Origin of the sequence: Novosphingobium aromaticivorans DSM 12444, from assembly GCF_000013325.1 — a bacterium.
Taxonomy (GTDB): domain Bacteria; phylum Pseudomonadota; class Alphaproteobacteria; order Sphingomonadales; family Sphingomonadaceae; genus Novosphingobium; species Novosphingobium aromaticivorans.
In genome coordinates, this window is the sequence record NC_007794.1 from 3011993 (window position 1) to 3024454 (window position 12462).

Annotated in this window: 10 protein-coding genes; 2 read left to right on the forward strand and 8 right to left on the reverse strand. The window is 66.8% G+C overall.

Translation table 11 applies throughout. The features are described 5' to 3' along the window. Nucleotides 1-119: 119 nt before the first annotated feature. Nucleotides 120-2180, forward strand: coding sequence for a protein-disulfide reductase DsbD family protein (locus tag SARO_RS14160; RefSeq protein ID WP_011446431.1), 2061 nt, complete (start codon nt 120-122; stop codon nt 2178-2180). A 9-nt stretch (nt 2181-2189) separates the two neighbouring features. Here the strand turns inward: SARO_RS14160 and SARO_RS14165 are convergent, their stop codons facing one another. The 7 genes from SARO_RS14165 to SARO_RS14195 form a co-directional block, all read right to left on the reverse strand. Then, a complete protein-coding gene (locus SARO_RS14165; protein WP_011446432.1) occupies nt 2190-2963 on the reverse strand; it encodes an SDR family NAD(P)-dependent oxidoreductase in 774 nt (257 codons plus the stop codon). A 135-nt stretch (nt 2964-3098) separates the two neighbouring features. Next, the gene (gene parC / locus SARO_RS14170; RefSeq protein ID WP_011446433.1) at nt 3099-5384 is read right to left on the reverse strand and encodes a DNA topoisomerase IV subunit A; all 2286 of its coding nucleotides are present in this window, start codon (nt 5382-5384) and stop codon (nt 3099-3101) included. 128 nt (nt 5385-5512) lie between these two features. Next, nucleotides 5513-6964 (reverse strand): ArnT family glycosyltransferase, encoded by a 1452-nt coding sequence (locus tag SARO_RS14175; RefSeq protein ID WP_011446434.1) that lies wholly within the window; start codon nt 6962-6964, stop codon nt 5513-5515. A 110-nt stretch (nt 6965-7074) separates the two neighbouring features. Then, nucleotides 7075-8232: an iron-containing alcohol dehydrogenase gene (locus SARO_RS14180; RefSeq protein ID WP_011446435.1), complete on the reverse strand. Its 1158-nt coding sequence runs from the start codon at nt 8230-8232 to the stop codon at nt 7075-7077. A gap of 66 nt (nt 8233-8298) precedes the next feature. Further along, nucleotides 8299-8631, reverse strand: a complete 333-nt coding sequence (locus SARO_RS14185; protein WP_011446436.1) for a 2Fe-2S iron-sulfur cluster-binding protein — start codon at nt 8629-8631, stop codon at nt 8299-8301. 1 nt (nt 8632) lies between these two features. Beyond that, nucleotides 8633-9715, reverse strand: a complete 1083-nt coding sequence (locus tag SARO_RS14190; protein WP_011446437.1) for a cysteine desulfurase family protein — start codon at nt 9713-9715, stop codon at nt 8633-8635. Beyond that, nucleotides 9712-10758 (reverse strand): cysteine desulfurase family protein, encoded by a 1047-nt coding sequence (locus tag SARO_RS14195; RefSeq protein WP_011446438.1) that lies wholly within the window; start codon nt 10756-10758, stop codon nt 9712-9714. Before SARO_RS14195 ends, SARO_RS14190 begins: the two co-directional genes overlap by 4 nt. 128 nt (nt 10759-10886) lie before the next feature. Between SARO_RS14195 and SARO_RS14200 the strand changes: the two genes are divergently transcribed. Further along, nucleotides 10887-11543 (forward strand): alpha/beta hydrolase, encoded by a 657-nt coding sequence (locus tag SARO_RS14200; RefSeq protein ID WP_011446439.1) that lies wholly within the window; start codon nt 10887-10889, stop codon nt 11541-11543. Between the two features lie 67 nt (nt 11544-11610). Here the strand turns inward: SARO_RS14200 and SARO_RS14205 are convergent, their stop codons facing one another. After that, complete coding sequence (locus SARO_RS14205; RefSeq protein WP_011446440.1) at nt 11611-12447, reverse strand: SDR family oxidoreductase; 837 nt, start codon at nt 12445-12447, stop codon at nt 11611-11613. Nucleotides 12448-12462: the final 15 nt, after the last annotated feature.

Here is a 12462-nt window from a genome sequence, read left to right on the forward strand (position 1 = left end):
TCCTTTGGGCACGCGAACTGGACTCAGGCACAAGCCGATCGTAGGACGCCCCAAGAGCGCTACGCATGGCCCCGGCGGCGTTCCGGTTCAAGGGGCCTTTTGGACCTGTGAAGCCCGAGATGCCGATACGCGAATTGGTCGGGATCAAGACCCGCCTCGATCCTCTCGGGCGCATCATAGCGATGCTTGTGACAGCGATGTGTCTGTCGCTTCTCGCGTGGCTTTCCCCCGTCCATGCCGCGCCCAACCGCATGACCGCATCGCTGGTCGCGGAGGGCCCGGTCCGCCCCGGAGAAACGGTCACGCTCGCCCTGCTCATGCAGCCCGAAAAGGGGTGGCACGGCTACTGGTCCAACCCGGGCGACGCCGGCTTCGGCCTGACCGTCGAGTGGACCCTGCCGGCGGGCGTGACCGCAGGCGATATGCAGTTCCCTGTCCCGCAGACGCTCGTCGTTCAAGGGCTGATGAACCACGTCTACGAGCATGACTATGCTGTCCTCGTGCCGCTCAAGGTGCCTTCCAGCGCCCGTTCGGGAACGCTCCTGCCAATCAGGGTCAAGGCCCAGTGGCTCGTCTGCACCGAAACGATCTGCGTGCCCGAACGCGCCGAATTGCAAGGCGCGGTTAGCGTCGGCACCGGCCCCGCCGACCCGCGCTTCGAAGGATGGCGCGCCGCCATGCCAGCCCCGCTCGATCGTCCGGGCGCATTTGCGCTCGAAAGCGGCACGCTGCGCCTCGCCCTCCCGTTCCCGGCCACCGCGCCGCTCGATGCGCCGCACCTTTTCCTCAAGACCGAACGCGTGGTCGATTACGCCGCGCCGCAACGCTTCTTCCGCCAGGGCGACACACTTGTCGTCGAAGTTCCGCTGGCCAAGTCGCCCGCCACCGCCTCAAGGCTCGAAGGCGTCCTGGCGATGGGCAGGGACGCGGGCGGCATTGCCTTCGCCGCCGAGCCCGGCACCGTGCCGAAGGGCGGCACGCAAGTAGGCGCTGGCGCCTTCTCCGCCTCGGTCCTCGCGCTTGCTCTTGCCGGAGCGTTCCTCGGCGGGCTGATCCTCAACGTGATGCCCTGCGTCTTCCCCATACTCAGCCTCAAGGCCCTCGCTCTGGCCCGGGGCAACGCGCATGAAGCCCACAAGGAGGGCCTGGCCTATACCGCCGGCGTCGTCCTCGCGTGCCTCCTTCTGGGCGGCGTGATGCTGGCCCTGCGCGCAGGCGGAGAACAGGTCGGATGGGCGTTCCAGTTGCAGGAACCGGGCGTCGTCGCCGTCCTCATGCTCCTGGCGGTTGCGATCACGGCAAACTTCGCGGGGCTCTACGAACTTCCCGGTCTTTCGGTCGAGCGCGGTGCGGGCGCGACCGGGGCGTTCGGCACGGGCCTGCTTGCCGCCTTCGTCGCCACGCCCTGCACCGGGCCGTTCATGGCCGCCGCCATGGGCGCGGCGCTCGTCCTGCCGGCGTGGGCAGCGCTAGGCGTCTTCGCGGCGCTGGGGCTAGGCCTCGCCCTGCCGTTCCTGCTCCTGGGCTTCGTGCCGGCCCTGCGCCGCCTTCTGCCCAAGCCCGGCAAGTGGATGGAGCGCTTCCGCCGCTGGATGGCGCTGCCGATGGGCCTCACCGCGCTGGCGCTGGGCTGGCTGGCATGGCGCGTGGGCGGGGCGACCTTCACCGTCGTTCTGGTTGCAATCGCCGTGGTGTTGCTCGGCGCACTTGCGGCTGTCGGGGTGACGCAGCGCAAGGGCCTGCCGATCGGCAGGCTCATGGCCCTGGCTGCCCTGATCGCCGTCGGCGGCGTGATCGGCCTGCCCCCGCCCGCGCAGACCGCCGCCAGCGAAGGTGGCCTGCTCGAGGCCCGGCCCTTCTCGGAAGCCGCGCTGGCCGAGGCCCGCAAGGCAGGAAAGCCCGTCTTCGCCTACTTCACCGCCGACTGGTGCCTGTCCTGCAAGGTCAACGAGAGCACCTCGATCGAGCGCGAGAGCACCCGCGCGGCGTTCGAGAAGGCCGGCGTCGTCGTCCTTGTCGGCGACTGGACCCGGCGCGACCCGGCGATCACCCGGTTCCTCACCGCGCAGGGCGTCGCAGGCGTGCCGCTATATATGTGGTATCCTGCCGGCGGCGCCGAGCCCCGCCAGCTTCCGCAGGTCCTCACGCCCGACATGCTGGCCGCACTGCCGGGGCAATAGTGCCCGCGCTTACAGGCTCTGCCCGTCGTCCACCGAAATGAACGTCCCCGTCACCTGACGCGATGCGTCAGAGGCGAAGAACAGCATCATGTCGTCCAGTGCGGAGACCTCGGTCAGCCGCTTCCTCGGCCACGAGGCGATCTGCGCCTTGCCGCCTTCGGTGTCGAACCACTCGCCGTCGATCTCGGTACGGATGTAGCCGGGCTGGATCACGTTGACGTTGATCCCCAGCCGCGCCCACTCTCGCGCGAACTGGCGCCCCAGGTGCTGGACCGCCAGCTTGGTCGCGGCATAGGCCGCGTCGCCGGTCGCAGTCATCTGCGCGGTGATCGATCCGGTCAGGATGATCCGTCCCTTCTCCGACTGCCTGGATCCCGCCGCGATCATCCGCCGCGCCCCTTCGCGCGCGGTCAGGTAGACTCCGTTGAAGTTTGTATCGACCACCCGCCGCATCGCCTCGGCCGGAAGATCCACCGACCGCCCCGCCTCGACGATCCCGGCATTGGCAACGACCACGTCCGGCACGCCAAGCGCCGCCTCGGCCGCATCGAACGCCGCGATGATGGAAGCCTCGTCGGTCACGTCGAGCGCCACGGCGAGAGCCTTGCCACCGCCCGCATTGATCTCGTCAGCCAGCGCCGCCACGCGCTCCACCCGCCGCGCGCCGACCACGACCGCCGCGCCTGCCGCCGCAAAGAGCCGTGCGAAATGCGCGCCAAGGCCCGAAGAAGCCCCCGTAATCAACGCGATGCGGCCTTCAAGCGAGTAGCGTGCGGTTTCCATGAAGCTCTCCTTTGGTCGCCCAGCGTTTAATCGATCCATTAAACGACGCAAGCATCAACGCGCACGCGCTTGCCGGTCAGCTACAACGCCAGACCCGACAGTTCTGGCTGGCAAACCCCTGGTCCCACTACCTTCTCAGAACCGGTTATCTCGCGGAAACCCGTTCGGCGGCAGGCGCCCCGCGGCGCCGCGCGCAACCTTCCACGGCAGCAGATCCTTCTCCACCCGCGTCCGTCCGCTCTCGCCGCCCATCGCCCAGGTAAGCCCATCTTCGAGCCGCAGCGTGATCACGTCCGACATCTCGCCGTCCTTGTAGCGCTGCAGCGTGACGCCCTGCCCCTTGGCGAGCAGCGGCACTTCCGAAAGCGCGAAGATCACCAGCTTGCGGTTCTCGCCGATCACCGCGACGTGATCGTGCTCGGGCGCGATCTCGCGCACCACGGCAAGCTTGACGCCCGGCTTGGTTGAAACCACCCCGCGCCCCTTTCGCGTCTCGGCCAGCAGTTCGTCCATCTCGGCGGCAAAGCCGCGCCCGGTGTTCGCCGCGAGCAGCAGTTGCCCCTTGGGCTTGTAGGGCAGGACCGAAACGATCTGCGCATCCGGATCGATGTCCACCATCGTCCTGATAGGCTCGCCAAAGCCCCGCGCGCCCGGCAGCTTGTCGGCCCCCAGCGTGTAGAACCGCCCGTTGTCCACCGCCACCAGCAGCTTGTCCGTGGTCTGGCAGTGAAGTGCGAAGGCCGGGCCATCGCCTTCCTTGAACTTGAAATCGCCATCGAGCGGCACATGCCCCTTGGCCGCCCTGATCCAGCCCTTGGCCGAAAGGATCACCGTCACCGGCTCCTTCTCGATCATCGCGTCCATGCTGAACTCGCGCGTCGGCGCGGCTTCGGCAATCGTCGTGCGCCGCCGTCCCAGCGCGGTGTCCTCGGCATAGTCCTTGCGCAGCGCCGCCAGGTCGCGCTTCAGCCGGGTGCGCTGGCGCGCCGGACTGTCGAGCAGCTTCTGCAGCTCCTCTTGCTCTGCCAGCAGGGCATCGCGTTCCTTGCGCAGCTCCATTTCCTCGAGCTTGCGCAGGGATCGCAGCCGCATGTTGAGGATCGCCTCGGCCTGGCGGTCGGTCAGCTCGAACTCGGCCATCATCACCGGCTTGGGCTCGTCCTCGGTGCGGATGATCTCGATGATCCGGTCGAGGTTGAGATAGGCAATGATATAGCCTTCGAGCAGCTCGAGCCGCGAGGCGATCTTGTCCAGCCGATGGCGCGAACGCCGCAGCAGGATGTCGATCTGCGAGATCACCCACTCCTGCAATACCAGCTTCAGCCCCAGCACGCCGGGCGTCCGCCGCGAATCCAGCACGTTGAGGTTGAGCCCGAACCGCGTTTCAAGGTCGGTCAGTCGGTAGAGCGATTCCTTGAGCAGGTCGGGGTCGACATTTCGGCTCTTGGGGATCAGCACCAGCCGGATCTGCTCGTCGCTCTCGTCGCGGATGTCCTCGAGGATCGGCAGCTTCTTGTCGGCGATGAGCTGGGCAATCTGCTCGATCAGCTTGCCCTTCTGCACCATGTAGGGGATTTCCGAGACCACGAGCTGCCACTGCCCGCCGCCCAGCTTCTCGATGCCGCTCTCTTCCCAGTTGCCAGCCTCGTCGCGGCCCGTCGAAAAGCGCCCGCGCACCCGGATCGCGCCGCGTCCGGTTTCATAGGCGTTGGAAATCACCGCCGGACTGTCGACGATGACGCCGCCCGTCGGCAGGTCGGGCCCGTGGAACACTTCCATCAACTGGGCGTGCTCGGCATGCGGATTGTCGATCAGCAGCAGCGTCGCATCGATGATCTCGGCCACGTTGTGGCTCGGGATGTTGGTGGCCATGCCCACCGCGATGCCGCTCGATCCATTGGCCAGCAGGTTCGGGAACAGGCCCGGAAAGATTTCCGGCTCTTCCTCCTCGCCGTTGTAGGTGGGCACGAAGTCGACGGTGCCCTCGTCCAGCCCGGACATGAGCTGGATCGCCGTCTTCGTCAGCCTGGCTTCGGTATAGCGATAGGCCGCGGCGTTATCGCCGTCGATGTTGCCGAAGTTGCCCTGCCCCTCGACCAGCGGATAGCGCAGCGCCCAGTCCTGCGCGAGGCGGACCATCGCGTCATAGACGCTGGCATCGCCATGGGGGTGATACTTGCCGATGACGTCGCCGACCACGCGGGCCGATTTCTTGAACGCCTGCGCCGGATCCAGCTTCAGTTGCCGCATCGCCCACAGCAGGCGGCGGTGCACCGGCTTCAGACCGTCGCGCAGGTCGGGCAGCGAGCGCGCGGTGATCGTCGACAGCGCATAGACGAGGTAGCGTTCCGACAGCGCGGAATCGAACGGAGCATCGACGATTGCGTCGAACGGATCGGGTTCTGTCGTATCGGTCGCCATGGTCGGAACGGCTTAGCAACACGCCCGGCGGAGCGAAAGTCGCAGAGCCGCGCGATCCCCCGCAATTGCGGAGGGCGGGCGGATTTTCCGGGGATTGTCGACATGCCGCGCCAACCGCGCAACACCGCTCAGCGCCGTCTGTAAAGCACCAGATCGTCGCCCATCACGGTGCCCTGATCGATCGGACGGTAATGCGATCTCAACGCCTCGCGCACGAGTCCAACGGAGCCCCGTCCCCGGGATGCTTCATACAGCTTCAGCGAAATGATGAACTTCGGCTTCCTGGCCAGCGCCTGCTTGGCCAGCGCTTCCTGCGAAATGCCAAGCCCCGCCCGCTCCAGCGCGTTGCTGTGGTGCGAGGGATAGGGATAACGTCCCCCGTCGTTGCCAGTCGCCGGATAGAAGCCGAAAGCCCCCGCAAAGACGTAGAGCCCCTGCCCCGGCCCCTCGCTGGTGATTTCGCCGACGAAGCGATTGAACACGATCTCGCCCGCATGCGTTTCGGCCAGCCGCTTTGGGTGGTTGGCGGCAAGGAGATAGCCTGCCAGCAACCATCCGGCACAAAGGCGTCCGATGGGGACGCGCATGTCGTAGAAGGGCGTGGCCAGCAGAACCGCCCAGGGCACCAGAAACGCATAGTAGTGGACCAGGACATTGGCGGTGGCATAGATGCTTGCCAGGGCGCCGACCGCCAGCGCCATGAACACCGCATACCTGCCCCCGTCATAGCTGCGGCCGGTTCGCAGGAACGCCCAGATTCCGACCAGAGCGGTCAGGAAGACCGTGCCCATGATGATCAGCGTCATGGGATGCCAGCGACCGATCACGGCAGGTCGCTCGAACACCGAAAGGAAGTTGGCGTAGAAGAAGGCATCGAAGTGCCCGACCATCGCGTAAAAGGCTGCAACCGCAACCGTGGGCAGCAGCCCGAGGATGCCATACAGCAGCACTTCCCCCGCGAGTGCCACCGGATCGCGGTGAAGTCGCCACCGCGTCCACAGCACCAGCAAGCCGAATACCACGCAGAACGGGGCAGCGCTGGTCTTGATCTGGATGGCAAGGCCGCCCAGCAGCATCGCGAGCGCCATCGCGCCTCTGGAATCCGCCCGCGTCAGCAGCAGTCGCGCCATGGCAAGGCACGGCACAGTCATGAAAACTTCCGCCTGTGCGCCCATGCAACCGAACGCGAACATGCCTATGGTATAGAGAAGTCCTGCAACGAGGCCCGTTTCGCGACCGGCAAAGTCGCCCGCGATGCGGTACACGATCCATGCCCCACCCGCCGAAAACAGCGCCGCAACGAAGAGATAGGCCGCAATCGACGCGCCCAGCAGGGCATGGCTGGCTGCAAAGATCAGGAACAGCCCGATGGGCTTCCTGTCCCATATGTCGACATAGGGCAGCTTGCCCGCCAGCATCTGCTGCCCGATGTACGAATAGAGCTGCTCGTCGTAATCGAGCACGGGCGAATGAAACCACCAGATCCGGCAGGCAAAGGTCACCGCCAGGATGATGGCCAGATCGATGGCGCGGACATCTATCGCCATCTTGCGTACAAGCGGGAAGGAAGTTGTGTTCATCGCCGCGCCGGTGCTCCTTCGGCAGGGTCGCTCCCCGCCGTGCCGGATGGATCTACCGCGCAGCCTTTGCGAAATGCTTAACCATATCCCGGACCAGGCCGTCGCCCCGATCAGCCAAAGACCTCGGCATAGAGCCGCTCGATTTCCGCCGCATCAGGCACGCGGGGATTATTGCCGGGCGAGCCTGACGCGATCGCCTGCCGCGCCATTTCCGGCACGACCTCGAACCAGCGGTCCGCGCTGATCCCATGCGACTGCGGCGTCGGGACCGAAAGGTCCGCGTTCAGCGCCGCCAGCTCGTCGAGCAGCCGCGCCACCGCCGACTGGTCGCCCTCGCTTTCCAAAGCCACCCCCATCGCGCGGGCGCAATCGGCATAGCGTGGCAGCGCCGACGGAGCGGAAAACGCGGTGATCGCAGGCAGCAACATCGCGTTGGAAAGTCCGTGCGGCACATGAAAGAACGCGCCGATGGGGCGGCTCATCCCGTGCACCAGCGCCACGCTCGCGTTGGAAAACGCGATACCGGCATGGTGCGCGCCAATCATCATCGCCTCGCGCGCCGCCCGGTTTCCGGGTTCGGCGCAGGCGGTGCGGATGTTCGGCGCGATCAGCTTCATCGCCGAGATCGCCATCGCATCCGAAAACGGATTGGCCTTCTTCGAAACATAGGCCTCGATCGCATGGGTCAGCGAATCGATGCCGGTGTCGGCAGTTAGCCGCGCCGGCTTGCCCATGGTCAGCTCGAAATCGACGATGGCGATGGTCGGCAGGAAGGCCAGGCCCGCGCAGAGCATCTTCTCGCTCGTCGCCTCATCGGTCACGATGGTGAACTTCGTCGCCTCCGAGCCGGTGCCCGCGGTCGTCGGGACGGCGATGATCGGCAGCCCCGGGACGTCGGTCGTCGCCGGCGCCTTCATCGATTGCACCGCGCGCGGCTCCAGCGCCAGGGCGGCGATGGCCTTCGAGGTGTCGATCGGGCTGCCCCCGCCGAACCCGATCACGCAATCGCACTCCGCCTCGCGCAGCGCGCCAAGCGCCTGTTCGACCACCGCAACCGTCGGATCGGGCACCGTCGCATCGAAGACCGTGGCCGCAATCCCAGCGCCGTCCAGCACCTCGAGCATCCGCGCGACCATCCCGCTCTGCACGAGGAACGCGTCGGTCACCACGAAGGGGCGCGAAAGGCCGCACTGCGCCATTGCATCGGGCAGTTCGGCCAGCGCACCGCCGCCAGCCCGGATCACGCGGGGAAGATTGATTGCCGCCATTGGTCCTCTCGTTTCTCTGCCCGGCAGATCACTACAGGCCGCGCGGTTCCGCAACCGTCCAAAGGATCAGCGGCCCTGCATGTCCTGCACTTCGGAGGGCACATGCACCACCAGCCCGTCCAGCGCCTCGGTCAGTTCGATCTGGCACGACAGGCGGCTGGTGCGGGTCACGCCCGCGGCCAGGTCGAGCATGTCCTCCTCATCGTCCACGGCGGGCGGCAGCCGGTCGAACCAGGCGGCATCGATCACGACGTGGCAGGTCGAACAGGCCATCTGTCCTTCGCAGGTGCCTTCCAGTGGCATGCCCACGTTCTGGCCGACTTCGAGCAGCCGCTGCCCTTCCTCGCCTTCGGCGGACACTTTCTCGCCATCGGGTTTGACGAAGGTGACACGGACCATTCTACCAGACTCCCTGCGACCGCGCGGCGGCAAGGATTGCCGCAGCCGCCTGTTCCAGTTCCTCTTCCGTCGTGTAGCGTCCAAATCCCAGTCGGATCGCGTTTTTTCCATCCCTGTCGGAAAGTCCGAGCGCGCGCAAGACGTGGCTTGGCCTGCCCGAGCCGCTGGCGCAGGCCGAGCCTGCGGAAAACGCCACGGTGCGGCATTCCGACAACAGTCGGCTCACATCCAGCCCCGGCAGGCGAAGGTTGAGGTTGCCGTGCCAGCGCCGGGTCGCGCTGCCGTTCAGCAACCAGCCGTCGAACAGCGAACGCGCGCGGGTCCACAGCTTTTCCACATGGTGCGCATCCTTTTCCCGCAGACTTGTACACAGGGCGGCCGCTGCTCCGAACCCGGCGCAAAGCGCGGGGCTCAATGTGCCCGAGCGCAGCCCCCCTTCCTGCCCGCCGCCGTGGATCAGGGGCTGAAGCTCGATGCCGTCGCGCACCCACAGCGCGCCGATGCCCTTGGGCCCGTAAAGCTTGTGCGCGGAGATCGCGATCATGTCCGCGCCCTCGGGCGCCTCAAGCTTGCCCGCGCCCTGCACCGCGTCGCACAGGAACAGCGCTCCTGCTTCCCGCGCCCGCCGGGCCAGCTCCACGATCGGCTGCACCGTACCGATCTCGTTGTTGACCTGCATCACCGCGACCAGCCCGGTGCCCTCGGGAATCGCCGCATCAGGATCGACCAGCCCCTCGCCATCCACCGGCAACACCGCGACTCCGGGATCGACGAAGCGTGCCGTATCCAGCACCGCCGCATGTTCGATCGCCGATGCCGCCAGTCGCGTGCACCCGGACCCGACAATCGCGAGGTTGATGGCCTCGGTCGCGCCCGAGGTGATGATCACCCGCCCGCCGGGCGGCAGCAGCGCGGCCACTTGCGCGCGCGCCGCCTCGACCGCCGCCGCCGCCGCGCGGCCATAGCGGTGCGGACTGTGGGGATTGGCAAATCCCGGTGCCTCGGGCCCCGCCAGCCACGGCAGCATCGCCGCGCGCGCTTCCGGGGCGAGAGGGGTCGTCGCCTGGTAGTCGAGGTAGATCACCCGCGAATGCCCTTCCACACTTCCACGAACCGCGCGATTTCGGCCTCGGTCGTCTCGCGCCCGATGGAAACGCGGATCACTTCGCCCGGGTGCGCATAGCCCATCGCGGTCAGGACATGGCTGGCCTTGAGCGAGCCCGAAGAGCACGCGCTTCCCGCCGAGACCGCGATGCCCGCACCGTCGAAGCGGATCAGTTGTGCCGCGCTCGACTTGCCAGGCATGCGATAGGCGGCAATCGTCGGGCTGCGCGGTGCATCCCCCGCGACAATTTCCGCCCCCATATCAACAATTTGATTCGTAAGGGATTCCCGAAAACCTAAAGCTCGCTTTAGCCAGCCGTTTCCAGCTTCCAGCGCAGCGACCATGCCCAGGACCAGAGGCATCGCCTCTGTCCCGCCGCGATAGCCCCGTTCCTGCCCGCCGCTCGGCTCCAGCAGCCCGTAGTCGCGCACCAGCAGCGCGCCGACTCCCACAGGCCCTCCGAACTTGTGGGCGGAGAGGACAACCATGTCCGCATCGGGCAAATCGATCTTTCCGGCCCCCTGCGCGGCGTCGCACAGCAGGAGATGGCCCCCGCTGCGGACCCGGTCTGCCAGCGCCGCGATGTCCTGTATCACGCCGGTCTCGCTATTGACCTGCTGCACCACGTAAAGCGCGCGGTCGGTGCCGCTCATGTATCGTTCGGTGCCGTTCGGGTCGACCCGGCCGTCGGCCCCCACGGGCAGCCTCGGCGCGGTGCCCGCCACCCGCAGCGCCGCGTCGTGTTCAACAGCGGAAACAAGAACTTGCCCCACCTTGGCGCGGCCAATGCCGATGGCCAGGGCCTCGCTTGCGCCCGAGGTGAAGATCACTTCGCCCCGCCAGCCGAGCGCTGCCTTCAACCGCGCCCGCGCATCCTCCAGCGCAGCACGCGCGGCCCGGCCTGCGGCGTGCGGGCTCGAAGGGTTGGCCCAGACGCGCCACCCCGCTTCCATGGCAGCCATTGCCTCGGGCAGCAGGGGCGTCGTGGCGGCATGGTCGAGATAGATCGGTCTGGATGGCAAATCAGGTTATCCGGCAATGTCTGCAAAGATTGCTTTCGCGGGGGTCGTTTCTATATAGCCGTCAACGCAATTCCCAGCCCCGGCAGTCCTTGCCGCTGCGGCCAGAACACAGGAAAACCGGACAGGCAATGCCCGCAGTCATCTTCCCCGGTCCCGAAGGCCGCCTCGAAGGCCGCTTCCAGCCCGCCACGCGCCCCCGCGCACCCGTCGCCATGATCCTGCATCCGCACCCGCAGGCAGGCGGCACGATGAACGACCGCATCACCCAGGCGCTCTACAAGACCTTCGTGGCGCGCGGCTTCGCGACGCTGCGCTTCAACTTCCGCGGCGTCGGCCGCAGCCAGGGCTCGTTCGACAACGGCATCGGCGAACTGTCCGATGCCGCCGCCGCGCTCGATTGGGTGCAGTCGATCCATCCCGAAGCCAGCACCACTTGGATCGCGGGCTATTCGTTCGGCGCGTTGATCGGCATGCAGCTTCTGATGCGCCGTCCGGAGATCCGCGGCTTCATCTCGGTCGCGCCGCCGGCCAACATGTACGACTTCAGCTTCCTCGCGCCGTGCCCGGCCTCGGGCATCATCGTGCAGGGCGCCGCCGATACGGTCGTGACGCCGAACGCCGTGCAAAAGCTGGTCGACAAGCTGCGCACGCAAAAGCACATCACGATCCATCACGACGAGATTCCGCGCGCGAACCACTTCTTCGAAAACGAACTCGACGAGATGATGCGCTCGGTCGACAACTACCTCGACATGCGCCTGTCGCCGGACTGCCCGATCAGGTGATCGGCACCGCGGCCGGAACTCGAAGCCCCCGCCCTCACCGGCGGGGGTTTTCCGTTCAGGCATCCGCTCACAGGACGAAGTGATCTCCCGCCGCGCGAACGGTGACCTCCGAGATCGAGACGCCCCAGGGCTGGTCGATCGCGTGGATGACCGCATCGGCGATATGTTCGGGCGCGAGGCTGGCATAGTCCATCGCCTCGGGATCGAGCCGCTCTGCCGGGAAGGTGCCTTCCGCCATCTGCCCGACCATTTCCATGAAATCGGGCATGTTGTGAGCGACGATCCCGATCCCGGCCGCCTGGTTGACGACCGTGCCCGACAGGCCCGTGGTCGGCACCCCGGTAGGCTTGATCGTCGTCACCTTGATCTTTCCGCGACTTTCCACGCGCAGCGATTCCGACAGGAAGTTCACCGCCGATTTCGACGCGCCATAGACCGCCGCGCCGATCACCGGGAAATTGCCGTAGATCGAGGAGATATTGACGATCTGCCCGCGCCCCGCCGCGATCATCGGATCGTAGGCCGCGACCATGCCGTTCAGCACGCCCTTGATGTTGATGTCGATGCAGCGCTCCCACGCAGGATAGGCCGCCTCGTGGTCCGAGAAGAACGCCAGCGGCATGATGCCGGCATTGTTGACCATGACGTCCACCGCGCCGAACGCATCGAGCGCGCGGGCAACGAGCTCCTTGACCGCGGGCAGGCTGGTCACGTCCACTTCGACCGCCTGCGCGCGGCCTCCTTCGGCCGCGATCCCGTCTGCAACGGCCTGTGCCGCGACCAGGTTGATGTCGCCGCAGGTGACAGCCGCGCCCAGCGCCGCCGCCTTGCGCGCGACAAGCGAGCCGAAGCCGCCGCCCGCGCCGGTGATGACAATGGACTTGCCCGCGATATGTCCGCTCATGTTCTCTCCCGTACC